Origin of the sequence: Massilia psychrophila, from assembly GCF_002760665.1 — a bacterium.
Lineage (GTDB): Bacteria > Pseudomonadota > Gammaproteobacteria > Burkholderiales > Burkholderiaceae_D > JAFCUW01.
Window position 1 is genome coordinate 1 of sequence record NZ_PDOB01000043.1, and the last position, 24381, is coordinate 24381.

The window sequence follows — 24381 nt, forward strand, 5'->3', positions numbered from 1 at the left end:
TCATGAGCGCTGACTACAATACGTACACCAGTAACAACCCGAACGTGTTCCATCGTTATTGGGATGGCAGGTCGGCTGGCGTGACGCAAAGCTATACCGGCTGGAAGGGCTGGGGCGGCCAGGATGCACACTCGACCATCAATGGGCGTTAATCGCCGCTAGCGCGACCCGGTCTTTCGCGACCCGGTCTTCCCCGATCATTCGCATGGTCATTTATCCCGACCGAAAAAATCCGCGGAAACGCGGAATTTTTTCGGCTGGGGTTTTATTTTCAAAAATTGTGCCGAAAAGAACGACATCAGGATCGCCCCGAGGTTCTTCGCAGCGGTTTTGGCCCGGCCGTTTGGCGACAGTCTTCTTCGCTGCGTACCGAACGTCCTGGTGCTTTAGCGTTATCATGTGCGCTTCGGTTGTGGTCGCCCCAAGACTTTGCTTCAGATTTTTAATTTTGTGGCAACCGTGAATTAAAACAGGTGAGAAAACGTGAATTCAAATGAACCCTGAGCGAGGCCAGAGAACCGCTCCCCAAAGTGAAGAAACGCCGAAAGCGGTGGCCAACAAAGGGCGCCGCCTCTCTGTCGCTCCGATGATGGACTGGACTGACCGCCACTGCCGCGTATTCCATCGCCAGATCACCCGCCATACCTGGCTGTACACCGAAATGGTCACCACCGGCGCGCTGGTGTACGGCGACGTCGAACGCCATTTGCGCTTCGACGGCGAAGAGCATCCGGTGGCGCTGCAACTGGGCGGTAGCGATCCGGGCGACCTTGCAAAAAGCGCCAAGCTGGGCGAGCAGTGGGGTTACGACGAGATCAACCTGAACTGCGGCTGCCCGTCGGAGCGGGTGCAAAAAGGCGCTTTCGGCGCCTGCCTGATGGCCGAGCCGGCCCTGGTGGCCGATTGCGTCAAGGCGATGCGCGACGCGGTGTCGATCGACGTCACCGTCAAGCACCGCATCGGCATCGACAAGGTCGAGGACTACAGCTTCGTGCGCGATTTTGTCGGCACCATCGCTGCCGCCGGCTGCAACACCTTCATCGTCCACGCCCGCAACGCCATTCTGAAGGGATTGTCGCCGAAGGAAAACCGCGAAATCCCGCCGCTCCGGTACGAGGTGGCCTATCAGCTCAAGCGCGAATTTCCCGGCCTGGAGATCATCATCAACGGCGGCATCAAGACCTCCGACGAGATCGCGCTGCACCTGGAACACGTCGATGGCGTGATGATGGGGCGCGAGGCGTATCACAATCCCTACGCGATGGCTGAATACGATGGCCGTTTCTACGGCGACGACACGCCGGTAAAATCGCGCCAGGAAGTGCTGGCGGCGATGATTCCCTATATACAAGCGCAGCTCGACGCGCACGCCGCGCGCGGGCTCAAGCTGAACAGCATCACCCGCCACATGCTCGGCCTGATGGCTGGGCTACCCGGCGCCCGGAGTTTTCGCCAGGTCATGTCAGACCCGAAAAAGCTGGCCGGCGCCGATCCGCGCCTGTTGCTCGAAGCGGCAGCCCGCATGCAATCAAGCACCGCTGCATAGTCACCATGATGGGGCCACCTGGCCCCATCATGGTGACGTTCCTTTTTTCTTCTTTTTTCTTGCCCCCCAGCCTCACCATTCCCCGCATCCTTTGCATCAAGCATGACTGATTTGTTGCAGCCCCTCCGCCAGTTTAAAATTTCCCTAAAGAAACAACTCAAAAGAGTGACAAACTGCAAAAAGCTTGCTTTGAGGCAAAAATTGCCACTATAATTCTTTTTCTGCTTTTTTGTATCCGACAATTGTTTTTCGTGCAATATATTGTTTTTTTGAAACAAGTTGTCCTGGTTCTACATTTTTGTATCCGCAGTCATATTTTGATCTATCCTGAAAGCAATTTGTGCAATTTGCAATTATCTGCATGCACACCACGCTTGGGTTGCGCGAAATTATTAGTTTCGCGAGCGAATTCAATTAAATCTTTGATGAAAATATACGCGAAATGAATTTAACAAACATGAACGTGGGAACGCGGCTTGGCCTCGGTTTCGCCTTGGTCCTGACCTTCCTGGTGGCCGTAACGATCACTGGCATCCTGCGCATGGCGCAGATCCAGGACCGGCTCGACCGCGTGGTTGGGGTTAACAACGTCGTTACCCGCCTCGTCATCGACATGCGCGCCAATGTCAACGACCGCATCAGTTCGCTGCGTATCCTTACCTTGATGTCGAGCCCGGACGAGATGGAGGGCGATCTTGCCCGTTTCAAGACGATGACAGGGAAGTACGACGAAATCGAGAAAAAACTGACCGACAAGTTCGCAATCGAAGCGTCGCCGGCGGAAAAAGCACTGCTCGCCCAGGTCAAGGAGAGCGAGGCGGTGACGATGCCGGCGATCGCCAAGGCGTCGGAATTGTGGCTGGCGGCCAAGGCGGAAGATGCTACCCGCGTGATGATCAAGGAAATCCGTCCGGCGCAGAAAAAATGGATGGATTCGCTCGAGCAACTGGCGACGCTGGAAGACAAGCTTAATATCCAGAGCCAGGTCGATGCCGAGGCGGCGTTTGTGAACGCCCGCAATTTGATGTTGTTGATGGGCCTGTTGGCGGTCGGCATGGGCGTGCTGGCGGCAGTGCTGATTACCCGCGGCCTGCTCAAGCAACTCGGCGGCGAACCCGATTACACGGCAAAAATTGCCGGCTCAATCGCCCACGGCGACCTGTCGATCGCGATCCATACAGCAGCGTCCGACAAGGGCAGCCTGCTGGTCGAAATGAAGGAAATGCGCGACAGCCTGGTCAGCATCGTCGGCCAGGTGCGGGTCGGTACCGAAACGATCGGCACGGCATCGCGTGAAATCGCGGCCGGCAATATCGACCTGTCGTCACGTACCGAAATGCAGGCCAGTTCGCTGGAGAAAACGGCGTCGGCGATGGAAGAACTGACCTCGACGGTGAAACAGAACGCTGACAACGCCCGTGAAGCCAACATGCTTGCCGCCACCGCGTCCGACGTCGCGCGCAAAGGCGGCGCCGTGGTGTCGCAAGTGGTCGACACGATGGGCTCGATCAACGCCTCGGCCAACAAGATCGTCGACATCATTGGCGTCATCGACGGCATCGCATTCCAGACCAACATCCTGGCGCTCAATGCGGCAGTGGAAGCTGCGCGCGCCGGCGAGCAGGGCCGCGGCTTTGCGGTGGTTGCCGCGGAAGTGCGTAACCTGGCCCAGCGCAGCGCGGCGGCGGCAAAAGAAATCAAGACCCTGATCGGCGATTCGGTCGAGAAGGTCGAACGCGGTAGCAGGCTGGTCGGCGAGGCCGGCGTGACGATGGATGAAGTGGTGGCCAGCGTCAAGCGCGTCACCGACATCATGAGCGAGATCGCCAACGCCAGCCAGGAGCAAAGCGCCGGTATCGAACAGGTCAACATGTCGATCATCGAGATGGACAGCATGACCCAGCAGAACGCGGCGCTGGTCGAGCAGGCTGCCGCGGCAGCGCAGAGCCTGCAGGACCAGGCAAGCGAACTGGCCCACGTTGTCAGCATCTTCAAACTGGTCGAAGGCGAGGAAACCTACGTGGCGCCGCAGTCAGCGATGGCCACGGTGGCCAGGCCAGCCAAGCCGGCGCGGTTGCGCGTCACCAGCGCGGTGGTGAGAAAGCCGGCGCCGGCCGCCTCTAAGCCAAAGAAAGCCTTGGCCACGGCCAGTAACGACGAGTGGGAAGAGTTTTAAATCCTTGCGGTCGTAATAATTATTTTCTTTACCTTTTTTGCTACAGAAATGGAAATTGAAACATGAACAAGCTTTCTATCAGCATCGTCGCAGCCCTGTTGTCGAGCGGCGTTTGCAGCATCGGTCTTGCCGCCGAAGTACCGGCGACCTTGGATGCCAAAAACTGCAAGGCGGAGTATCCGAAAGCATCGTTGATGAATGAAGAGGAAGGCGCTGTAACGTTGGCGTTCCTGGTGTCGACCGACGGCAGCGTCGTCGATTCGAAGATCGAGAAGACCAGCGGTTTCAAGACCCTGGACAAGGCAGCAATGAAGGGCGTGAGCGCATGCAAGTTCAAGCCGGGTACCAAGGACGGCGCCCCGGCGCAGACCTGGGCCAAAGTCGATTACGTCTGGAAGCTTTGACCAATTAACAATTTAATTATTGGAATGACTGGTATGTCTACAAATCCGCGTTATCTGAAAGTGCTTGCAGCCCTGGTGCTGTCCGGTGTGTCCGTCGCTGTGGTGGCCGCTGAAGTTCCGGCAAGCTTCGATCCCAAGAATTGCAAGACCGATTATCCGAAGGCGTCGCTGATGAACGAAGAGCAGGGCACGACGTCGATGTCGTTCCTGGTCGCGCCGGACGGCTCGGTAGTGGAATCGAAACTGGAAAAGACCAGCGGTTTCAAGAGCCTGGACAAGGCAGCGATCAAATCGCTGAGCGCCTGCAAGTTCAAGCCTGGCTCCAAGGACGGCGCGCCGGCGCAGACCTGGACCAGGGTCGATTACGCGTGGAAGCTCGATTAAACGGTAGATAATCCCACCGCCCGGCCGCCGAGCGCGCGGCACCGGGGGTGTCCCCGCGTTCACAAGGCGTCGTATACGTCAGGCGCGCCAGCCCGTATATTGTGCGCATGCAAAACGCCCTCCTGATCGCCGCAGCCTGCCTGCTCGCTCTGTTCTCGACCATCGGCGCATCGCTGCCGTACCCGGTCCTGCCGCCGCTGTTCGCCGCCGACGCCCCCAACAGCCTGAACCATTTTCTCGGCCTGCCGCCAAAGCTGCTGTTCGGCATTGCTCTGACCATCAATCCGTTCGGGCTGATGATCGGCTCAGCCTTGCTCGGGCCGCTGTCGGACCGCTTCGGCCGCCGGCCGGTTCTGCTCGCCACCGCGCTGGGCGGCGCTGCCGGCCATGCGCTCACCGCATACGCACTGGTGCTCGAATCGTATCCGCTGTTTATCGCCGCGCGCTTTATCACTGGCTTACTTCAAGGCAACGGTTCGGTCGCCCGCGCGATGCTGGCCGACCGCCTCGAGGGCGACCTGCGCCTGCGCGCATTTTCGTGGCTGAACGGGGCGTTTTACATGGGCTGGCTGGCCGGTCCACTGCTGGCCGGCTTTACCCTGGCCTGGGGCATCACCACGCCGTTCTGGGTGGCGGTGTGCGCACTGGTGCTGATGGCGGCGCTGGTGGCGGTGGTGCTGCCGCGCGAGGCGCCGTCGAAAGCGACGACGTCATGGTGGCATGTGGCGCGCAACCAGCACTCGCTGAACCTGCTGCGCTATCCGGAACTGCGGCGGCTGTTCATCGTGCAGCTTGCCTTTAGCTGCGGCGTCACCGCGTTCTACGAATTTTATCCCTTGTGGCTGGTGGAAGTGCCCGGTTTCGACGCCCGCGGCATCGCCTGGATCACTGCCGGCCTGTGTGCGTTGATGACGTTGACGTCGCTGGCCTTCGCCGGGCGCCCGAGCGCCATCGCGCCGCTGCGGCGGGCGGCCTGGAATGCATTCGGCGTGGCGGCGGCGGTGGCGCTGGTAGCGGTTGGCAACGTCTGGCTGGGGCTGCTGGCAATCATCTTGTTTGGCATCCCGAACGCGTTCTACAACGCCATCGTGCCGGGCTGGTGCGCGGATCGGTTCGGCGGCTACGGCCAGGGCGCGGTGATGGGCCTGCTATCGACCATCTTCTGCATCGCCAATATCCTGATGGCGCTGGCAGGCTCCGTGCTGACCTTGATCGATACCCGACTGGTGCTGCTGCTGGGCGCCGCGCTGTCGGCCTGGGCCGGCTGGCGGCTGCAGGGCTGGCGCGTGCAGATGGCGGCGCCCGCTGCAGCCGGCGGCCTGAGCAAATAGGGACTGGCGCTACCTCGCTAATACTCCGGTGATATTATTGACTCACAGACATTCCGGCCGCGGCTGGTGCGTCAACGCCTTTTCGAATTGCCGATAACTACGATGACTTTAGAATATTCCAAACTTAACCATGTGCTGCGCGTGCCGCTGGCAGCCGAGGTTCATTCGCGTCCGTTCCTCAAACTCGACGCGCCTGAAGCGATTACCCACCTTGCCGTCTACCGTGACAGCGAAGCGGGGCCGCCCAACGGCAACGCGCTGATCCAGCAAGTAACGCTGGCACAGTTCTGCGCCCATTTCGGCGTCGCCCCGCCGGTGGCCGGAGCAAACTATTTTTATCACGACTTCGGCCGCTTCCGGCTGAAATGGGAATGCCACACCGAGTTCGCCACCTATACCTTCGCCGCGCCGTCGCGCGAGGCGAAGTCGATCGACGAGGCATTCGCCTACATGCCGCTGGCCCACCTGCCGCAGCAATGGCTGGCCAGCTTGGCCGGCCGCCTGATGGTGGCGGCCCACGTGCTGCTCGAGCGCGGCGAAAGCAGTGCGCTTGACGTCCAGCATGCCTTCGAGGGCTCCATGCTGGTCGGCGGCAGCGTCATGCAGGACGCGCAGCTGTGGACCGATTTCGCCATCCAGTCCGACGGCTTCAGCCGCTTCGTGATCCGCGACGCCGGCATGCGCGCGCAACAGGCGGGACGGCTGGTGCAGCGGGTGCTGGAAATCGAAACCTACCGCATGATGGCGCTGCTCGGGCTGCCGTCGGCGCAGCAGGCCGGGATCGTGCTCAACGCGGTCGAGGCCGAACTGGCGGCGCTGGCCGGCGCCATGGTGGCCACCGATGCGGCGCCTTCCGCGCCGCTTGACGCGGCCGGCTCCGACCAGGCCCTGCTTGACCAGATTACGCGCCTGGCGGCGCGGCTGGAAAAGCTATCGCTCGACAACAGCTACCGCTTTTCGGCATCGAAAGCCTATTTTGGGCTGGTCAAGGCGCGCATCGAGGAGTTGCGCGAGGTGCGCCTCGAGGGCGTGCCGACGGTGGAAGAATTCATGGACCGGCGCCTGACGCCGGCGATGAACACGTGCGACGCCACGGCCGCCCGCCAGGATGCGTTGGGCCGGCGCATCGCCAATACCAACGACTTGCTGCGCACGCGCGTGGGCATCGTGCAGGAAATGCAGAACCGTCAGATCCTGCAGTCGATGAACACGCGCGCAGCCCAGCAGCTGCGGCTGCAGCAGTCGGTCGAAGGCTTGTCGGTGGCGGCGATTTCGTACTATGTGATCGGGCTGATCAGCTACCTGGGCAAGGGCGCCAAGGTGCTCGGCGTGCCCGGCAATCCGGATGTGATGGTGAGCGTGCTGGTGCCGGTCGTGGCGGCTTGCGTGTGGCTCGGGCTGCGCTACATGCACCGGCGCATGCACGCGTAACGGCGCGGCAAGGTAATCGGCAGCGTGCTTGCGGTGGCGGTGCCCTGGCGCCGCCGCGTCGATCGGTCAGGGCGGGTTGCGCCCTGAGCCGCTGTAACGTCCAACCACCTTGCCGGTGGCGGCGTCGATCGTGGCGGTAGCGGCAAACGGACCGGTCACGCCTTCAACCGGCACCGCGCTGATGCTGCCAAGCATGCCGCTGATGAGGAGCAAGGTGCCGAACACGCTCTACTCAAGCGCGATAGTACCCTCAAACTTCACATTTAGTTTAAGACCAGCAACTTCAAGAGTCATCGTCGCTGGAAACGCTTCATTTCCGTTAATCGCCTTCTCTGCCAGCGCGCGTGCGACCGCTTTCTCGATTTCGTTCTGGGAACTCACTCCCACCATTTTTAAAAACTTTCGCAGGCTCAGGTTAAAAGTTTCTTCGTCCATCGTTCATTCCTCCAGATATTGTTGACAACTACCGACAGCATCTTCCGACTTTAATGTACGCTATTGCCGCCGCTTTTGCGTGCGCAATTGACAATCGCAGTGGTTGGCATCTTGCCTACAACAAATTTAAAACTGCCATTTCGTCTTTCATCTCTCTGCTTGGCTGCTTGGTACTGTTCTGATTATGCTGCTGACCTCGGCACGACAAGATAAAAAACATCGACCACCGCCAAACCGAAAATTCGGGCTTGCCGGCTCATCTGCTGCCGATGTACGAGTCGAAGACCAACAGCAAAATACAAGTAATCGCGGTCAGTAACAGCAGCGCGCTGGAGTGCGTGGCAAGCCCAAAACCCCTCGGTTACATATGGTTACCTGAGAAACACCTTTCGCACAGACCGTTTTTGTGCCGGCGCGTTATCTTCATATCAGCGCAACCACATGCGCGCCCCCGGAGAACGGCATCGAAGGCACAACTACGCCAAGCCGCATTGACCCTGACAATGGTCAGCTTGGCAGCAGATGCCGCAATTGCGGGCCTTCTTCCGAACTCCCATGGCGCTGGCGCGCTGGCGCAGGCGCGTCAGGCGGTCATGACAAGCAGCTTCGTGCCGCGAGCTCAGCATTCTTGCTGAAATCGACGGTGGCTACGTTGGCAACGAAATCGCCCAGCGTAAGCGATAGCGCTAAATGTACTGCGTGTGCCCGTAGTTGTAAGCAACACGTGAATGTGAAGAATCGATACAACATCTAATATTTTTGGGAGCTGTCATGAAAAACAAACTTATCTGCACTATCGCCGTTCTCGTATTTCCGGCGGTAGCATTTGCCACCGAGTATCGAACCGTCGAGCGCCCGCGACAGGAGTGCTGGAATGAACAAGTTCGAACACAACCGCGTGGCGGCGACTACGGCGGCGCAATCGTGGGCGGCATCGCCGGTGGCCTCCTTGGCAACCAGGTGGGCGGCGGAAATGGGCGAACGGTTGCGACCGCAGTCGGGGCAATGACCGGTGCGATGGTCGGTGACCGGATGACATCATCGAACGGGGCAAATTACACGACAGCGCGACGCTGCCGTACCGTGGTCGACAGGGTTCAGGTTCCGGTGTATCGCGAGCCGGTGATTCGGCTAGTCGAACAGCCGCCGCAGTACGTGGAACAGCGTGCCTACTATGTTGACCGCCGCAACGAGCGCGACTACCGCTGGCAGGACAATCGGAATCGTGATTGGCGGGTAAGAGAGCACGAGCATGAACGCGAACATGATCGGAAGAGTCGCCGCCGGCATGAGCATCACGAACATGAAGATGATGATGACTGACCTGGCGATGTGTTGTCACCAGTTCTTGCATGCGATGTGCTAAATCGCCCCGGTGCAAGGTAGTAAGACGGTTTACTTTTTCCCCTAATTGGAGCGCGAACATGGGCGACTGATTTTGGTCATTTGACCTTTCGCAGCCGTCAGCAAAAGGTGTGACCGGGGTTCAGGTGAATGCGAAAACGGGGAAAATTGTTTCGCTCAAAAAGGCAACGCCTTCCCAGGAAATGAAGAAGGCAAAGGCCGAGAAAGCCGAAAAATCCCCGGCAAAATGCGCGGCGTTAGCGCCATTTAAAATATAGCAATCGAGCGCCTGTCGAACCATCGTGTCGACGGGCGTTTGCATTTGCGGACTCTTCCCAGATCGCCCCCTGCATGAAAATCCTGTTGACCTCGTAGCGCACCTCGTCACTTTGTCAGCACCAGTTCGCCAGGATTAAGTACCACCAACTTCTGCCAGTCTCCCCATCAGCGGCCAACTGCTCGAGCACACTGCGTTACTTTACTTTACGATACACTACGTCACATTCCGTACGTACACATTGCGAACTTCTAGTTCCTAATAATTCACATTTCTCCCATGCCTCTCGCACATGAGTTCTTCAGAAAGTGTTCAAATACCGCTTGAGACAGAGCGTTGGCCATGCCTCTCGCAAAATGAATTCTCGTATCTCCCGGTCCCAGAAATTGCGTTAAAGGCAGGCCTCATCGGCACGCGTCCCGGCTGGTCGTATCTTCGCGAAACAGTGAAACTGGAAGTGCGCGCCCGAATCAATTCGGCAGCCACTCGCAAATGGATTCCGTACTGGAACTCGACGCCTCTGCTAACGCGACTGGCCAACGCACAGCCTGGCGTGTTGAAGAAAATTTACCGGCCGTATCTGAGCGCTCGACTGAACTGTCAGCAGCGCCTCGCCGTGCTGACCTCACACTATGATTTCATTGCCAAGCGTGGCCTGGAAACCCTGGTGTTGCGCGCTGCACTGCGGTTAGTCCGGCTCGCAGAAATTTCGGGAAAATCAGGCAGCCTCTACCAACTTAAACTCGTCGCCATGGGGCAAATGGAACGCGAGGGTGAACTTGTTTTGCAGTTGCTCAGCAATGAGGTAGTAATTTACTCCGTTGCATTCACGTTTATCGCCGACGGCGTCACGCCGTTGGTAGCCATCGGGTGCTTGCAAGGCGGCCGCTCGGACTGTGCTCTTCAATAAATTAGTTTCGCCACCCGCGACCTGTTTGGCCTGCGCCCCAAAAGTTTGATGACGCGCTTAGTTCAGCAGATTGGACGCGAATTCGGTTGCGGCGACTTACTGCTCGTCGGAAATGCCAATCGCGTTATGCATCAACAGATTCGCAAAGGGCGGGTTTCGGCTAACTACGACGAAACGTGGGGTGAATTGGGCGCCGTATCCAAAGACGACGGCGACTACCTGCTTCCATGCGCGGAACTGAGTGAGCCCGACTTGGCCGCCATCGCGTCAAATAAACGTTCGGCGGCCAAGAAGCGTTTCGCACTTCTTGCGAGTACCGCGCACGACGTCTGCAGAGCACTGCAAACGCGCAGTACGGGTTTCACATTGGTTTCCGGCGACATGAACATGCGATCGGTGAAGACATCGGCGAACAGCTGGTGGAGCCGGCCGCTGTACCGAATCGAGCAGGCGGAGACGCTGAGTGCGGAGTGCGGAGTGCGCGTAAGAATCGGGGCGGCGTTCCCTGTACATGATTTGCCGGCGTGAAGACAGGGGCAAAATGGCGGGGGCGCGCCGATCACTGCGGGTACAACTAGCGTACAAGTGGCGCTGCGTAACGAGAGGAGGATTGGTAAAAAAAATGGCTACGGGCCTAAGCGCGTAACCATTTTTTTAGTACATATTCTTTGGGGTGGCTGATGGGGCTCGAACCCACGACAACAGGAATCACAATCCTGGACTCTACCAACTGAGCTACAGCCACCACTGTCCAACGTCTGTTCCAAAGCTTGCCCAGAACAGAGCAAGATTATACAAACATCTCGGGCAACTGGCAAATCTAATTGCTGATCACGCCGCATCGGCCGAGTGTATGCCGATTTCGACCGCCTGCACCGGCACCGCCAGCCCCAGCAGGGCAGTAAAAGCTGCCTGCAAGGCCGTCGCGCTGGCGCTGGTGTAGCCGGCAAGCAGCGCCGGTTGGCCGTCGTCTTGACGGTCGCTGCCGGCCGCGGCAAGCAGGCGGGCCAGTTGGCGTGCTACCGCTTCGCCGGTGTCGACCAGCACGATCTCGCGCGGCGTGGTGTTGGCGATGAGGTGCTCGATGGCCGCCTGCACCAGCGGGTAGTGGGTGCAGCCCAGCACCAGGGTGTCGGCGCCCTGGTCGAGCAGGGGCGTGATGTAGCGTGCCAGCATTGCCGCGGTGGCGTCGGAATCGAGTTCGCCCAGCTCGATCTGGCTGGCAAGCCCGGTGCAGCCTTGCAGCAAAAATTGTGCATTGCTCGACTGGCTGATCTGTTCGAGCAGCAGCTGGAATTTTTCGCCGGCCAGGGTGCCGTCGGTGGCAAGCACGCCGACCATGCCGTTGCGGCTGGCCGCGGCGCCCGGTTTCAGGCCCGGTTCGACGCCGACGATCGGCATGCCCGGATAATGCGCACGCAGCAGCTTGATGGCAGCGACGGTGGCGGTGTTGCAGGCAACCACCAGCGCCTTGGCCCCTTGCGCGACCAGGAAGCCGGCAATCGCCAGCGAGCGCTCGGCGACGGCCGGCTCCGGCTTGTCGCCATAGGGCGCAAAAGCGGCGTCGGCAAAATACAGCAGGTGCTCGCGCGGCAGCTGGGCGCGGATGTGGCGCAGCACCGACAGGCCGCCCACACCCGAGTCGAACACCCCGATCGGGGCGTTGGCCGTAGTCGCCATACCGGCTGCCCTAGGCAACGGTGACGGGGATCTTGCCGACGCTGCTCAAAGCTTCGATCTTCGCCGCCCATTGCTGCGGCCCGGTGGTGTGCACCGAGGTGCCGTTCGAGTCAACCGCGACGGTGACGGGCATGTCGACGACGTCGAACTCGTAGATCGCTTCCATCCCCATGTCGTGAAAGCCCAGCACTTTCGCGCTCTTGATCGCTTTCGACACCAGGTAGGCCGCGCCGCCGACCGCCATCAGGTAGGCCGACTTGTGCTGCTTGATCGATTCGATCGCCGCCGGGCCGCGCTCGGCCTTGCCGATCATCGCGATCAGGCCGGTTTTCTCCAGCATCATGTCGGTAAATTTGTCCATCCGGGTGGCGGTCGTCGGGCCGGCCGGGCCGACCGCTTCGTCGCGCACCGGGTCGACCGGGCCGACATAATAGATGACGCGGTTGGTGAAGTCGACCGGCAAGCTCTCGCCCCTGGCCAGCATGTCCTGGATGCGCTTGTGGGCGGCGTCGCGGCCGGTCAGCATTTTGCCGTTCAGCAGCAGGGTTTGGCCCGGCGTCCACGCGGCCACTTCTGCGCGCGTCAGCGTGTTCAGGTCGACGCGGGTTGATTTTTCGGTGTCCGGCGCCCAGTGCACGTCAGGCCAGGAGGATAGCGATGGCGGCTCGATGTAGGCGGCGCCCGAGCCGTCCAGCACGAAGTGGGCGTGGCGGGTGGCGGCGCAGTTCGGGATCATCGCCACCGGCTTGGAGGCGGCGTGGGTCGGGTACATCATGATTTTGACGTCGAGTACGGTCGTCATGCCGCCCAGGCCCTGGGCGCCGATGCCCAATGCATTGATCTTGTCGCACAATTCAATGCGCAGTTCTTCGGTCTTGTTTTGCGGGCCGCGCGCCTTCAGGTCGAACATGTCGATGTCGTCCATCAGCACTTCCTTGGCCATCAGCATGGCTTTTTCGGCGGTGCCGCCGATGCCGATGCCGAGCATGCCAGGCGGGCACCAGCCGGCGCCCATCTGGGGCACCGTCTTCATGACCCAGTCGACCAGTGAGTCCGACGGATTGAGCATGACGAACTTGGTCTTGTTTTCCGAGCCGCCGCCCTTGGCCGCGACCTTGACGTCGACCGTATTGCCGACGACGAGCTCCATGTGGACCACGGCCGGCGTGTTGTCCTTCGTATTTTTGCGCTCGAACTGGGGGTCGGCGACGATCGAGGCGCGCAGCTTGTTGTCATCGAAGTTGTAGGCCCGGCGCACGCCTTCGTTGACGGCGTCGGTGACGCTGCCTGCAAAGCCTTCGAAGCGCACGCCCATGCCGATTTTGAGGAAGACGTTGACGATGCCGGTGTCCTGGCAGATCGGCCGCTTGCCCTCGGCGCACATGCGCGAGTTGGTCAGGATCTGGGCGATCGCGTCTTTGGCCGCCGGGCTCTGCTCGGCGTCGTAGGCGCGCGCCAGGTGGGCGATGTAGTCGGCCGGGTGGTAGTAGCTGATGTACTGGAGGGCGGCGGCGACCGACTCGATCAGGTCTTCCTGCTTGATGACTGTCATGGGGTTCTCGTGAGCGTTAATGCGGTTTCGATTGATTCTGGGTGCCGATCATGATGCGGTCGGTGTAAGCGATGGCCAGGGCTGAGAACAGGAACACGGTGTGGATCACGGTTTGCGAGATGATCACCTCCATCGTGTACGCGCCCGCATTGATGAACGTTTTGAGCAGGTGGATCGACGAGATACCGATGATCGCCATCGCCAGTTTGGTCTTGAGCACTGACGCGTTCACGTGCGACAGCCATTCCGGCTGGTCGGGGTGCAGGTCGAGCCCAAGCCGCGAAACAAAGGTTTCATAGCCGCCGATGATGACCATGATGAGCAGGTTGGAGATCATCACGACGTCGATCAGGCCAAGCACGACGAGCATGATGGTCGTCTCGTTGAGTCTGGTCGGGCGGATAGCGCCGGGTACGGTGACGGCGTCGAGAATATGCTGCAGGGACGCGGCGTTGCCCATCACGGCGCCGATCAAGTCCTTCAGTTCTACCCAGAAATGGAAAACGTAGACGCACTGGGCCAGGATCAGGCCAAGGTACAGCGGCAACTGCAGCCAGCGGCTGGCGAAGATAAGGCGTGGCAGGAAGCCAAGCTGGGTCGGTAAATTGTCAACTGGTGGGACGGGCATCGGTGAAACTCCAAGGGAAGCGGATTCAAAGGCAAATTTTTCTTTGCGTCATTTTACACGCGTGGGGGCGCGTTGCCGATAAGAGCGAAGCGAAGGTAAAAGATTGGTAGAATCATCAATAAGGCGGTTCGCTCTCAAGCTGTAAGGGCTCAGTAAGCGGCAACGTCTACTGTCGTACAAAATTATTAAAGGAGACTAGCATGGCCGCCACAGACACTAATTTGCAGGAAAACCAGGGTTCTCACGAAAGCCGGGTATTCGCACCGTCGGCCGAGTTCGTGGCCAAGGCCACCATTTCAGGCATGCCAGCGTACGAAAAACTGTGCGCCGAGGCAGCGGCCGATTACGAAGGGTTCTGGGCCCGCCTGGCGCGCGAGAACCTCGACTGGCAAAAGCCATTTACCACCACGCTGGACGAATCGGACGCGCCGTTCTACAAGTGGTTTGCCGACGGCCAGCTGAACGCCTCCTACAATTGCCTTGACCGCAACCTGACGAACGGCAACGCCGACAAGACTGCGATCATTTTCGAGGCCGACGACGGCCAATCCACGCGCGCCACCTACCGCGAACTGCACGAGCGTGTCTGCAAGTTCGCCAATGGCCTGCGCTCGCGCGGCATCCAGAAGGGCGACCGCGTCATCATCTATATGTCGATGTCGATCGAAGCGGTGGCCGCGATGCAGGCCTGCGCGCGGATCGGCGCCACCCACTCGGTGGTGTTCGGCGGCTTTTCCGCCAAGTCGCTGCATGAACGCATCATCGACGCCGGTGCGGTCGCCGTCATCACCGCCGACGAGCAAAGGCGCGGCGGCAAGAGCCTGCCGCTCAAAGCCATTGTCGACGAGGCGCTGGCACTGGGCGGCTGCGAGACCATCCGCAACGTCATTGTCTACCAGCGCACCGGCGGCAACATCGACTTCACCGAGGGGCTCGACGTCTGGCTGCACGAACTGGTGGCGAAACAGCCGGCCGAATGCGAGCCGGAATGGGTCGGCGCCGAGCATCCGCTGTTCATCCTCTACACGTCCGGCTCGACCGGCACGCCAAAGGGCGTGCAGCACTCGACCGGCGGCTACCTGCTGTGGTGCGCGCTGACGATGAAGTGGACCTTCGACATCAAGCCGGACGACGTCTTTTGGTGCACCGCCGACATCGGCTGGGTCACCGGCCACAGCTACATCACCTACGGCCCGCTGCTGGTGGGCGGCACCGAGATCGTGTTCGAAGGCATTCCGACCTTTCCCAACGCCGGCCGCTTCTGGGACACCATCGCCAAGCACAAGGTCAGCATTTTCTACACGGCGCCGACCGCGATCCGCTCGCTCATCAAGGCGGCCGACGTCGACCCGAGCGTGCATCCGAAAAACTACGATTTGTCGAGTCTTCGCCTGCTCGGATCGGTTGGCGAGCCGATCAATCCGGAAGCATGGATGTGGTACTACAACAACGTCGGCGGCGGGCGCTGCCCCGTGGTCGACACGTTCTGGCAGACCGAGACGGGTGGCCACATGATCACGCCGCTGCCTGGCGCAACCCCGATGGTGCCGGGTTCGTGCACCTTGCCGCTGCCGGGCATCATGGCGGCGATCGTCGACGAGGCCGGCGCCGACGTGGCGAACGGGCAGGGCGGCATCCTGGTCGTCAAGCGGCCATGGCCGTCGATGATCCGGACCATCTGGAACAATCCGGAACGCTTCAAGGCCAGCTATTTCCCGGACGAGCTCGGCGGTAAATACTACCTGGCCGGCGACGGCGCCATCCGCAACAGCGACACCACCTATTTCACCATCACCGGCCGCATCGACGACGTGCTCAACGTCTCCGGTCACCGCATGGGCACGATGGAAATCGAATCGGCGCTGGTGGCCAATCCGCTGGTGGCCGAAGCGGCGGTGGTGGGCAGGCCCGACGAGACGACGGGCGAATCGATCTGCGCCTTCGTCGTGCTCAAGCAGGCGCGCCCGACCGGCGAAGAAGCGAAAAAGCTGGCGACGGAATTACGCAACTGGGTCGCCAAGGAAATCGGCCCGATCGCCAAGCCGAAGGAAATCCGTTTCGGCGACAACCTGCCGAAGACGCGCTCCGGCAAGATCATGCGCCGCCTGCTGCGCGTGCTGGCCAAGGGCGAGACCATCACGCAGGACATTTCGACGCTGGAAAATCCGGCCATCCTGGATCAGCTGAAGGAAGCTTCTTAAGCGCAACGGACCGCAGCGGCGACAAGCTCGCCGCGCTGTCGCCCACCGAGGGCAAGGTGCAAACCGATATGGCGGCGGATTTTGCTTTTCAATAATGTCGCGGTTGGCATCGGCCACGCGCTCGGCATGCGCGGGTTCGCGCGCGTCACGCTGATCGAAGCCGATACCTGACGGGCCGGCTGAAATGCCGGGAGGCGGGGAATGTCTTGGTACTCAACAGAATGTTTGTTATAATCTGGCGCTTCGTGAAAGCGAAGTAAGTGTTACAGGAGAGATGGCTGAGTGGCTGAAGGCGCACGCCTGGAAAGCGTGTATAGGTTAATAGCCTATCTGGGGTTCGAATCCCCATCTCTCCGCCAAGAATTATCGATTGATGTAAGTTATTGATCCTAAAGCGTTTTTCTACTTAATCAGCTCCTCAGTTGGAGTATAGATTTGGAGTAGGAAAGCGCTTTTTTTTTCGCCCCCATTTTTCCAGTCTAGATAGTTGTGTAATCTACAATAGACCTGTGTTAGCATCGCTTTCGTCCCTACAACGAACAGTGACACTCTGCGATCGCCGCCCGTCGAGACGAAAATCAACTCAAAGTTCCTCACCCGAATAGCAGAGCTTGCCCCTTGTGCGTCATTAAAAATTAGAGAAAAAATGATGGGTAGCGAAGCACCTCAACCTAGCAAGAACGCTAATCCAGATTTTCGAATGCGATTGCGATTTCGGGTGAAGATGAGTTTCTACTCTGACAATTCGGAAGAGTCCGTTGTAGTCGATGGTCGTACGGTAACGCTTAAAAAGCTTATCGTAGCTACCAGCTGCAGAAATCGAGTGAATCTACAGCCTTAACAATTAAGTCATTTCGCGAAGCGAATGTCCGCAATAGGCCGCGTATCTGGACAGCGCACTTGCAGGTCATATCCGTGTTGTTTGCGCCGCTGGCCGAGTGTCCGCTATGGGTCCAGGCTGTGTAAAAACGCTGAGCAGAACGAAAACGTCGGCAGACTCGGCTGTCCAAAACGAGTGCAACGGCGTTTTCGGAGGGCGGCAATGCTAAACCGACCCCTGAAAATGTGCGGGTTACGCGTTTCTACACAGCCTGGGTCGATAGCAGACATGCGCGACCGCGGCCCGGGCGCTAACATGGCGGCCATGTAAGAGGGGCTTTCGTTGAGACACGGCCGCCACAGTGCGTCGATTGAGCGTCTGGCAATCCCAATCTTTTGTAGTTCCGAAATTAAGTGCTGGGCTCGTGTCCCAACGGCAGACTTGCCTCCGGCCCTCCGGTCTTCGCGGCGTGTCGAGAAACGCTGCCGGCCTCGATAAATCCGTGTTGACCCGGTTTGATGAATCGGCCCCGTTCGTGCTGGTGTAGAATTGTCCATGCTTGGTGTCCGAGGCTAACCGGGAGGGTACATGAAGGCAATATGGAATGGCGAAGTTTTGGCCGAGTCGAACGCAACCCTCGTTGTCGAGGGCAACCATTATTTTCCGCCGGCGTCGCTCGACCGCCGCTTTTTCAGCGATTCGGCGACCACCACCATGTGTCCATGGAAGGGCACGGCCAGCTATTACGATGTGGAGGTCAACGGCAAGGTCAACAAGGATGCGGCGTGGCTGTATCCCGCACCCAAATCCGCGGCCGCCAACATTGCCGGCCACGTGGCGTTCTGGAAAGGCGTCGAAGTCAAGCTCTAGAGCGTTCTCGAGCGCATATTCAAGCTCACCCCTTGCGTCTGCACGGCCAGGGGCACCGAGGCCGCCTGCAACACCACGTCATGAAAGGCCGCCAATCAACATTTCGGCCCGAGTTCCAGCATGGCCGTCTCGCGCAATTCCGTGATGCGCAGCATGCTGATCATATAGGCACAACATTGATCGTCCGCTAGGCTTGGAGCGCTGCTTAGAGTTTGAAAATGTCTGTGCAGCCCACCTCGGGCATGTTTGGGGGTAGGGCGAAGATCAAAATTGAGCAGTCCCAGTATTGGCGTGCGTTTCAGCCATTGATAGGAATCCCCCTCTCCGCCAGCGCATAGCGCAATGGTCAGCATCCAGCTACCCCCTGACAGCCCCCCAATCGTGCACGCTATTTTTAGAAATATCAAACGTCCAACCGGAGTGTGATCGTTCCGGGTCATGGCGGCATAAACGGAGTAATGCCCGGTCGCAACACAAGGCCCTGCGCGGCATGCAGCTGCTACTTACATCAACCTCGTCGGTCAAGCTGACGCCTGTACCCATCACTGCGGCTCGCCGGTGGTGTCCGGCGGGCTCGGTCCCAGCAGGATGGAAAGCTGTTTTTTGACGTCAATGATCAAATCGGCCTTGGCGAGCTTGTTGCGCAGGCGCTCGAGCTCGCTCTGCAATTGAAGCACTGAATGCGTCGGTCGCGACAAAATCGCTCATTGACGGGCGATTCCTCGGATAGTCGAGTGTGCTATCTTAGCGCCGACCTCATTGCCGGAATTCCCATGCACCTTCCTTTCATTACCGCCACAGCCAATGCGGCGCTCTCAATGCAGCTCGACGCGGCGATCGACAGTAAAACCAAGCCGCCTGGCAGTCTCGGCATGCTTGAAGTGCTCGCCAGGCAGCTTGGGCTGATTCAGCAAACCACCAGCGTGGCCTTGACCGAGCCTGTCATCCTGGTTTTCGCTGGCGACCATGGCGTCGCCGCCGAAGGCGTATCGGCTTATCCGCAAAGCGTGACGTGGCAGATGGTGGAAAATTTCCTGGCGCAGGGCGCGGCAATCAACGTGTTTGCCCGTCAAAACGGGTGTGCGCTGGTGGTGGTCGATGCCGGGGTTAATCACGCTTTCGGTCCGCGCGACAGCCTGGTCGATCGCAAAATCGCCTACGGTACCCAAAATTTTGCGAACCAGGCAGCGATGACAACGGCGCAATGCGCGCAGGCACTGGCCGATGGCATCGCGCTTGTCGACGAGCTGCAGGGCAACGTCGTCGGTTTTGGCGAAATGGGCATTGCCAACACCACCGCTGGCGCCGCGCTGATGCACAAGCTGACCGGGATACCGGTTTCAGACTGTGTCGGCGCCGGCACGGGAGTGTCGGCCGAGGGCGTGCGCCACAAGCAGCATGTCATCGAAGCGGCGGTATCGCATCACGCCGGCGTCGACGATCCGCTGGCCATCCTCGCCACCTTTGGCGGTTTCGAAATCGCGATGATGGCCGGCGCCATGTTGCGCGCGGCCGAACGGCGCATGGTGCTGCTGATCGACGGCTTCATCGTCACCAGCGCACTGCTGGTCGCAGCGCGCCTGCAACCGGCGATCCTCGACTACTGCGTGTTTGCGCACTGCTCCGGCGAGCATGGTCACAAACGCATGCTCGACACCCTCGCGGCCCGCCCGCTGCTGCAACTCGACATGCGCCTGGGCGAAGGCACGGCCTGCGCGCTGGCCTTGCCCTTGCTGCAGGCGGCTGCCGGTTTCCTACGCGAGATGGCTACCTTCGGTTCGGCGCAAGTAGCCGAAAAACTCGACTAACCGGCCCGCCATGTTCCTGTCCGCCTGCGCCCATCAGGCTCGCCTGTTCTTCGTCGCGCTGCAGTTTTTCACGCGCCTGCCGGTTCCGCGCTGGGTCGGATTCGAGCCGCACTGGCTGCACCATGCATCGCGTTATTTTTCGCTGGTGGGCATCGTTGTCGCCGCCATCAGTGCGGCGGTGTATGCGATTGCCGCTTGCGTCGTGCCGGCGGCGGTGGCGGCGGTATTGGCAACTTGCGCCGGCGTGTACGCCACCGGCGCCTTCCACGAGGACGGTTTTGCCGACGTCTGCGACGGCTTCGGCGGCGCCTTGACGCCGCAGCGCGTGCTCGAGATCATGAAGGATTCGCGCGTCGGCGCGTATGGCGCGATCGGCATTGCGCTGCTGCTCGGTTTGAAATGCCTGCTGCTCGCCCAGTTCTCACCCGTCACCGCCATCGCGGCCCTGTTCCTGGCCCACCCGTTGTCGCGCCTGGCCGCCTGTATGCTGATATGGCGGCTTCACTATGTGCGCACGGTCGACGCCAAAGCGAAGCCACTGGCCCAGCACATGACAGGCGCGGAACTGGCGATCGGCGCCGCCTGCGCGCTGCTTCCGGTGCTGCTGATCGGCGTTTGCGGCTATCTGGCCTGGACATCGATGCTTGCCGGTGCGCTGCTTGGCGGCCTCGCTGCGGCCTGGCTTGCCTGGAAATTCGTGCGCCGCATCGGCGGCTACACGGGCGACTGCCTGGGCGCCGTGCAGCAGGCGAGCGAAGTGGCAATTTACCTCGGCGTGCTCGCCGCCAGCGGCCAGCCCGGCTGGCGCTGAAATGCAGCTCTACCTGGTTCGCCACCCGCAACCGCTGGTCGGCCCTGGCCTTTGTTATGGGCGCACCGACCTGGCGGTGGCGCCGGCGGAAACCGCGCGGGTGGGCGCGGCGTTATCGAACGCCTTGCCGGCCGGCGCGGCGCTGTTCTCGAGCCCTTTGCAACGCTGCCTTGACCTGGCCGAAGCGCTGGGCGGGGCCGCCGCGCCCACCTGCGATGCGCGCCTGGCCGAACTCGATTTCGGCAACTGGGAAATGCAGTCGTGGGAGCACATCGCGCGCGCCGACATCGACGCCTGGGCCGCCGATGTGGTCCACTACCGGCCCGGCGGCGGCGAGAGCGTGCTGCACATGGCCGAGCGGGTCAGCGCTTTTTATGCCGACCTCGCCGCACTGTCGCTCGCGCGTGCAATTGTCGTCTGCCATGCCGGCACGATCCGCTTGCTGGCCGAGTGCGGGCGCGGAGCGACAGCGCTGCAAATGGCGCAGCGCGCCGCTGCACAGCCGCACCGGATCGCCTACGGTGGCTTGCTGCTGCTGCCAGGCGAAAAAGTAGACGTATAATGATGGGGTTTTGGTGCCCGCACGCATGTTCCATGTGTGCAGTTAAACGGGAAACACGATACCGCGCAAACGGCCAAGGTGTGCTGCCCCCGCAACGGTAAACAAGCGCCACTGTCGAGTGGCTGGCTGTCTCTTTAAACCACTGTGCTTTCGCATGGGAAGGTGAGGCAGTCTGACTTGCTAGCCCGGATACCGGCCAGGACAGGTGGAAGTGTGCCGACGGGGATGTTCGCGATACGAATCTGGCTTGCCTGCGCGCCCCATGCCGGCCCAGGCGCTTCTGTTCAATCTGGCCTACGGGGAAGTCGGCCAATTGCTTACGCTACCGAAAATAGTTTCATGAACCCTCACGTTTCAACCCGCTCCACGCCCGCCGCGCTCGCGCTTGCCTTTGCCGTGCCTTGGGCGAACGCCCAATCGATCGCTGAAGCATCGACCGTCATCGTCACCGCCGCCCGCGCCGCCCAGGGCGCCGGCGATGTGCTGGCCGACTACACCTTGATCAGCGCCGACGACATCGCACGTTCGAACCGGCAGTCGGTGATCGACCTGCTGCAGGCGCAACGCGGCATTGAAGTGGCGCGCAACGGCGGGCCCGGCACCAATGCCTCGGTCTACATCCGCGGCGCCGACAGCAAGCAAAACGTCGTGCTGGTCGATGGTGTGCGCATCGGCTCCTCGACTTCGGGCGCGGCCAACTGGAGCGCGCTGTCGCTGGCCAATATCGATCATATCGAAATCATCTACGGGCCTCTCTCCACCATGTACGGCGCCGACGCCATCGGCGGCGTGGTGCAGATCTTCACCAAACGCGGCAAAGGCGCGCCAGGCGTGGTTGCTTTTGCCGGCGGCGGCAGCGACGCCACCGGCACCGTCAACGCAGCCGTGTCGGGCAAGGCCGGGCGACTTGCCTATGCAGCGAGCGCGGGACGTGAACGTTCTGCCGGTTTTTCCGCCACCAAGCCAGGTAATTTTTCCTATCACCCCGATAACGACGGCTACACCCGCGCCGGCGCCAGCGGACAATTGGGGTTCGACGTCGCCCCCGGGCACGCAGTCGGTGCACTGTTTCTGCGCAGCCGCCTCGAGGCCCAATACGACAGCGGCGCTACCTATGACGCGCGTGCCATCCAGACGCTGGAGAACACGGCGGTGTACGCCAACGACCGCATCAGCGCGCAATGGTCGAGCCACTTTCAGCTCACGCGCGCGGCCGACAAGTCGGGCAGCGACAGCGGCGCGGCGCAATCCGGCAAGAGCCAGATAAACACCGTCCAGACCGGCGCCAGCTGGCAGAACGACATTGCGTTCGGGAGCGACACGCTGCAGTTGCTGGTCGAACGGCGCGTCGAAAAAGTAGTCGCCAGTTCGACCCCGGTGCTGTCGGGCGAGCGCAGCACCAACTCGGCCGCCGCGTCGTTCCAACTCAAGCGCGGCGCCTACCTCGTCAGCGCCAGCGCGCGCCATGACCACAGCTCGCAGTATGGATCGAAGGCGACCGGCGCGCTGGCGCTCGGCTATCGCATCAGCGATGCGTTGCGCTTCGGCGCCAGTGCCGGCACCAGCTTTCGCGCACCCACCTTCAACGAGCTATATTTTCCTGGCTTTGGTGTCCCTGCCAATAAACCGGAATATGCCAGGAACGCCGAAGCCGGCATTCACTTCGACAACGGCGGCACGCAATTGAGCGCGGTGCACTTCTCGAACCAAGTGGGCGACCTGCTGGTAACCGCCGCTGTCTGCCCGGTCGAAGCTGCGACCCATCCGTTTGGCTGCGCCTACAACATCGACAAGGGGGTCCTCAGCGGCACCTCGGTGGCCGCGGCCACGCAATTGAACAGCTTCGCCCTGAGCGCCTCATTCGATTGGCAGGATCCGCGCGACGACACCACTGGCAAGGTGCTGGCGCGGCGCGCCCGCCAACACGCGCGCGCCGGCGTTGAATATGGCGCCGGGCCGTTCAAGGTCGGCCTCGAAGTAATCGCATCCGGCAAGCGCTTCGACGACGTCCGCAACCGCAATGTCTTGGCCGGCTACGGCTTGTTGAACTTGAACGCACGCTACGCATTCGATCGCGACTGGTCGGCCTTGCTGCGCTTTGACAACGTCAACAACAAGCACTACGAACTGGCGCGCACGTACGCAACGGCCGGCATCAAGGTGTTTGCCGGCCTTCGCTACGGCATGCAGTAAGCGATGCTTTCCTTCGATTCCAGATCGCGCCATCGCGCCGTCGCAATGGTGGCGGCGCTGTTCACGATCGCCTGCGCCAGCCTGGTTTTGGCCGGCACCATCGGCTCGGTGGCCATACCGCTGGCGGACTTGCCGGCGGCGCTGTTTGACGCGTTGCGCGGGCAGGGCACGACACTGGCAGCGACCCTGCTCGAGCTGCGCCTGACGCGCGCGCTGGTCGCTTTCGTGACCGGCGCCGCGCTGGCGCTGGCCGGCGTGCTGATGCAGGCGCTGCTGCGCAATCCGCTGGCCGATCCGTACGTGCTCGGGATTTCGGCCGGCGCCTCGGTCGGCGCGCTCGCCGCGCTGTTGTTCATGTGGGCGGCGTGGATAGTCGATGGCGCCGCCTTTGCCGGTGCGGCGGCGATTTCGCTGCTGCTGTATTGGCTGGCGCGGCGGGAGCTGCGCGCCGACGGCGGTGCCACTTCGCTGCTGCTGACCGGAGTGATCCTGTCGTCCGGCTGCATGGCGCTGGTGACGCTGATGCTGTCGGTGGCGCCGGAGGGCCGGCTGCGCGGCATGATTTTCTGGATGATCGGCGACCTGTCCGGCGCGCCGCTGCGGGTGCTGCCGTGGGTGGTGCTGGGCGTCACCTTGCTGTACGCCGCGCGCAACGCGCGGGCGCTCAACGTGATCGCCATGCACGCCGACGGCGCGGCCTCTCTCGGCGTCCAGGTCGGCGCGCTGCGCAAGGGTTTGTACGTTTGTTCCGGCCTGCTGACGGCCAGTGCCGTCACCACGGCAGGCAGCATCGGCTTCGTCGGCCTGATCGTGCCGCATGCCTGCCGCTTTGCGCTGGGACCCGACCATCGGCTGCTGGTGCCGGCCGCCACGCTGGCCGGCGGCACTTTCCTGGTGCTGGCCGATACGCTGGCGCGCACCATCGCCGCTCCCCAGCAGCTGCCGGTCGGCGTCGTCACCGCGCTGCTGGGGGCGCCGGTGTTCCTGTTCCAACTACACCAACTGCGGCGCCCATGAC

21 protein-coding genes, 2 tRNA genes, 1 pseudogene and 1 riboswitch are annotated in these 24381 nt (G+C 61.1%); of the genes and pseudogenes, 16 read left to right on the plus strand and 8 right to left on the minus strand.

Annotated features, from left to right (window positions below; all coding sequences use genetic code 11):
* The first annotated feature begins 493 nt into the window (after window positions 1–493).
* From dusA to CR103_RS19215, 6 genes are all read left to right on the plus strand, one after another.
* The gene (dusA, locus tag CR103_RS19190; protein ID WP_099917536.1) at window positions 494–1546 is read left to right on the plus strand and encodes a tRNA dihydrouridine(20/20a) synthase DusA; all 1053 of its coding nucleotides are present in this window, start codon (window positions 494–496) and stop codon (window positions 1544–1546) included.
* 457 nt (window positions 1547–2003) lie between these two features.
* Complete coding sequence (locus CR103_RS19195) at window positions 2004–3722, plus strand: methyl-accepting chemotaxis protein (RefSeq protein WP_099917537.1); 1719 nt, start codon at window positions 2004–2006, stop codon at window positions 3720–3722.
* A 62-nt stretch (window positions 3723–3784) separates the two neighbouring features.
* Window positions 3785–4126: an energy transducer TonB gene (locus CR103_RS19200; RefSeq protein ID WP_099917538.1), complete on the plus strand. Its 342-nt coding sequence runs from the start codon at window positions 3785–3787 to the stop codon at window positions 4124–4126.
* A 33-nt stretch (window positions 4127–4159) separates the two neighbouring features.
* On the plus strand, window positions 4160–4510 hold the full coding sequence (locus CR103_RS19205) for an energy transducer TonB (protein ID WP_099917539.1): 351 nt from the start codon (window positions 4160–4162) through the stop codon (window positions 4508–4510).
* Window positions 4511–4617: 107 nt separating this feature from the next.
* The gene (locus tag CR103_RS19210; RefSeq protein WP_099917540.1) at window positions 4618–5841 is read left to right on the plus strand and encodes an MFS transporter; all 1224 of its coding nucleotides are present in this window, start codon (window positions 4618–4620) and stop codon (window positions 5839–5841) included.
* Window positions 5842–5943: 102 nt separating this feature from the next.
* Window positions 5944–7272 carry a DUF3422 family protein gene (locus tag CR103_RS19215; protein ID WP_099917541.1) on the plus strand — a complete coding sequence of 443 codons (1329 nt, stop codon included), beginning with the start codon at window positions 5944–5946 and terminating at the stop codon, window positions 7270–7272.
* A gap of 66 nt (window positions 7273–7338) precedes the next feature.
* Here CR103_RS19215 and CR103_RS22880 read toward each other — a convergent pair whose 3' ends face one another.
* Window positions 7339–7497, minus strand: a complete 159-nt coding sequence (locus CR103_RS22880; protein WP_180279467.1) for a hypothetical protein — start codon at window positions 7495–7497, stop codon at window positions 7339–7341.
* A 3-nt stretch (window positions 7498–7500) separates the two neighbouring features.
* Complete coding sequence (locus CR103_RS19220; protein WP_099917542.1) at window positions 7501–7707, minus strand: DUF6494 family protein; 207 nt, start codon at window positions 7705–7707, stop codon at window positions 7501–7503.
* A gap of 771 nt (window positions 7708–8478) precedes the next feature.
* On the opposite strand from CR103_RS19220, the gene CR103_RS19225 reads away from it, so the two are divergent.
* The gene (locus tag CR103_RS19225; protein ID WP_099917543.1) at window positions 8479–9030 is read left to right on the plus strand and encodes a glycine zipper 2TM domain-containing protein; all 552 of its coding nucleotides are present in this window, start codon (window positions 8479–8481) and stop codon (window positions 9028–9030) included.
* Between the two features lie 163 nt (window positions 9031–9193).
* Here CR103_RS19225 and CR103_RS19230 read toward each other — a convergent pair whose 3' ends face one another.
* A complete protein-coding gene (locus CR103_RS19230; protein ID WP_099917544.1) occupies window positions 9194–9373 on the minus strand; it encodes a hypothetical protein in 180 nt (59 codons plus the stop codon).
* A 247-nt stretch (window positions 9374–9620) separates the two neighbouring features.
* On the opposite strand from CR103_RS19230, the pseudogene CR103_RS23625 reads away from it, so the two are divergent.
* Window positions 9621–10766, plus strand: a pseudogene (locus CR103_RS23625) (VirK/YbjX family protein).
* 141 nt (window positions 10767–10907) lie between these two features.
* Here CR103_RS23625 and CR103_RS19245 read toward each other — a convergent pair.
* The 4 genes from CR103_RS19245 to CR103_RS19260 all read right to left on the minus strand — a co-directional run bounded on the left by CR103_RS19245 (window position 10908) and on the right by CR103_RS19260 (window position 14098).
* Window positions 10908–10983 (minus strand) — tRNA-His (locus tag CR103_RS19245).
* 86 nt (window positions 10984–11069) lie between these two features.
* Entirely contained in the window at window positions 11070–11918 is an 849-nt protein-coding gene (murI, locus tag CR103_RS19250) for a glutamate racemase (protein ID WP_099917547.1), read from the minus strand.
* A 10-nt stretch (window positions 11919–11928) separates the two neighbouring features.
* A complete protein-coding gene (locus CR103_RS19255) occupies window positions 11929–13470 on the minus strand; it encodes a fumarate hydratase (RefSeq protein ID WP_099917548.1) in 1542 nt (513 codons plus the stop codon).
* Window positions 13471–13486: 16 nt separating this feature from the next.
* Complete coding sequence (locus tag CR103_RS19260; protein WP_099917549.1) at window positions 13487–14098, minus strand: TIGR00645 family protein; 612 nt, start codon at window positions 14096–14098, stop codon at window positions 13487–13489.
* 200 nt (window positions 14099–14298) lie between these two features.
* On the opposite strand from CR103_RS19260, the gene acs reads away from it, so the two are divergent.
* The 3 genes from acs (at window position 14299) to CR103_RS19275 (ending at window position 17989) form a co-directional block, all read left to right on the plus strand.
* Window positions 14299–16299 (plus strand): acetate--CoA ligase, encoded by a 2001-nt coding sequence (gene acs / locus CR103_RS19265; RefSeq protein ID WP_099917550.1) that lies wholly within the window; start codon window positions 14299–14301, stop codon window positions 16297–16299.
* A 268-nt stretch (window positions 16300–16567) separates the two neighbouring features.
* Window positions 16568–16658, plus strand: a tRNA-Ser gene (locus tag CR103_RS19270).
* A 1049-nt stretch (window positions 16659–17707) separates the two neighbouring features.
* Window positions 17708–17989 carry a DUF427 domain-containing protein gene (locus CR103_RS19275; RefSeq protein ID WP_099917551.1) on the plus strand — a complete coding sequence of 94 codons (282 nt, stop codon included), beginning with the start codon at window positions 17708–17710 and terminating at the stop codon, window positions 17987–17989.
* 542 nt (window positions 17990–18531) lie between these two features.
* Here CR103_RS19275 and CR103_RS23905 read toward each other — a convergent pair.
* Complete coding sequence (locus CR103_RS23905) at window positions 18532–18666, minus strand: hypothetical protein (protein ID WP_267874014.1); 135 nt, start codon at window positions 18664–18666, stop codon at window positions 18532–18534.
* A 96-nt stretch (window positions 18667–18762) separates the two neighbouring features.
* Here CR103_RS23905 and cobT point away from each other — a divergent pair, with 96 nt between their 5' ends.
* The 5 genes from cobT to CR103_RS19300 all read left to right on the plus strand — a co-directional run bounded on the left by cobT (window position 18763) and on the right by CR103_RS19300 (window position 24380).
* Entirely contained in the window at window positions 18763–19797 is a 1035-nt protein-coding gene (cobT, locus tag CR103_RS19280; protein ID WP_099917552.1) for a nicotinate-nucleotide--dimethylbenzimidazole phosphoribosyltransferase, read from the plus strand.
* 10 nt (window positions 19798–19807) lie between these two features.
* Window positions 19808–20608 carry an adenosylcobinamide-GDP ribazoletransferase gene (locus tag CR103_RS19285; protein ID WP_099917553.1) on the plus strand — a complete coding sequence of 267 codons (801 nt, stop codon included), beginning with the start codon at window positions 19808–19810 and terminating at the stop codon, window positions 20606–20608.
* Between the two features lies 1 nt (window position 20609).
* Window positions 20610–21170: a histidine phosphatase family protein gene (locus CR103_RS19290; protein WP_099917554.1), complete on the plus strand. Its 561-nt coding sequence runs from the start codon at window positions 20610–20612 to the stop codon at window positions 21168–21170.
* A riboswitch (cobalamin riboswitch) is annotated at window positions 21165–21385 on the plus strand. It overlaps the preceding gene by 6 nt.
* Before the next feature lie 124 nt (window positions 21386–21509).
* Window positions 21510–23363 (plus strand): TonB-dependent receptor plug domain-containing protein, encoded by a 1854-nt coding sequence (locus tag CR103_RS19295; RefSeq protein WP_099917555.1) that lies wholly within the window; start codon window positions 21510–21512, stop codon window positions 23361–23363.
* Window positions 23364–23366: 3 nt separating this feature from the next.
* Window positions 23367–24380 (plus strand): FecCD family ABC transporter permease, encoded by a 1014-nt coding sequence (locus tag CR103_RS19300; protein ID WP_099917556.1) that lies wholly within the window; start codon window positions 23367–23369, stop codon window positions 24378–24380.
* The last annotated feature ends 1 nt before the right edge of the window (window position 24381 follow it).

What these genes read in the sequence shown, in the direction of transcription:
- dusA (WP_099917536.1), top strand. Translation starts at nt 494, where the DNA reads ATGAACCCTGAGCGAGGCCAGAGAACCGCTCCCCAAAGTGAAGAAACG.
- CR103_RS19195 (WP_099917537.1), top strand. Translation starts at nt 2,004, where the DNA reads ATGAACGTGGGAACGCGGCTTGGCCTCGGTTTCGCCTTGGTCCTGACC.
- CR103_RS19200 (WP_099917538.1), top strand. Translation starts at nt 3,785, where the DNA reads ATGAACAAGCTTTCTATCAGCATCGTCGCAGCCCTGTTGTCGAGCGGC.
- CR103_RS19205 (WP_099917539.1), top strand. Translation starts at nt 4,160, where the DNA reads ATGTCTACAAATCCGCGTTATCTGAAAGTGCTTGCAGCCCTGGTGCTG.
- CR103_RS19210 (WP_099917540.1), top strand. Translation starts at nt 4,618, where the DNA reads ATGCAAAACGCCCTCCTGATCGCCGCAGCCTGCCTGCTCGCTCTGTTC.
- CR103_RS19215 (WP_099917541.1), top strand. Translation starts at nt 5,944, where the DNA reads ATGACTTTAGAATATTCCAAACTTAACCATGTGCTGCGCGTGCCGCTG.
- CR103_RS19220 (WP_099917542.1), bottom strand. Translation starts at nt 7,707, where the DNA reads ATGGACGAAGAAACTTTTAACCTGAGCCTGCGAAAGTTTTTAAAAATG.
- CR103_RS19225 (WP_099917543.1), top strand. Translation starts at nt 8,479, where the DNA reads ATGAAAAACAAACTTATCTGCACTATCGCCGTTCTCGTATTTCCGGCG.
- CR103_RS19230 (WP_099917544.1), bottom strand. Translation starts at nt 9,373, where the DNA reads ATGCAAACGCCCGTCGACACGATGGTTCGACAGGCGCTCGATTGCTAT.
- murI (WP_099917547.1), bottom strand. Translation starts at nt 11,918, where the DNA reads ATGGCGACTACGGCCAACGCCCCGATCGGGGTGTTCGACTCGGGTGTG.
- CR103_RS19255 (WP_099917548.1), bottom strand. Translation starts at nt 13,470, where the DNA reads ATGACAGTCATCAAGCAGGAAGACCTGATCGAGTCGGTCGCCGCCGCC.
- CR103_RS19260 (WP_099917549.1), bottom strand. Translation starts at nt 14,098, where the DNA reads ATGCCCGTCCCACCAGTTGACAATTTACCGACCCAGCTTGGCTTCCTG.
- acs (WP_099917550.1), top strand. Translation starts at nt 14,299, where the DNA reads ATGGCCGCCACAGACACTAATTTGCAGGAAAACCAGGGTTCTCACGAA.
- CR103_RS19275 (WP_099917551.1), top strand. Translation starts at nt 17,708, where the DNA reads ATGAAGGCAATATGGAATGGCGAAGTTTTGGCCGAGTCGAACGCAACC.
- cobT (WP_099917552.1), top strand. Translation starts at nt 18,763, where the DNA reads ATGCACCTTCCTTTCATTACCGCCACAGCCAATGCGGCGCTCTCAATG.
- CR103_RS19285 (WP_099917553.1), top strand. Translation starts at nt 19,808, where the DNA reads ATGTTCCTGTCCGCCTGCGCCCATCAGGCTCGCCTGTTCTTCGTCGCG.
- CR103_RS19290 (WP_099917554.1), top strand. Translation starts at nt 20,610, where the DNA reads ATGCAGCTCTACCTGGTTCGCCACCCGCAACCGCTGGTCGGCCCTGGC.
- CR103_RS19295 (WP_099917555.1), top strand. Translation starts at nt 21,510, where the DNA reads ATGAACCCTCACGTTTCAACCCGCTCCACGCCCGCCGCGCTCGCGCTT.
- CR103_RS19300 (WP_099917556.1), top strand. Translation starts at nt 23,367, where the DNA reads ATGCTTTCCTTCGATTCCAGATCGCGCCATCGCGCCGTCGCAATGGTG.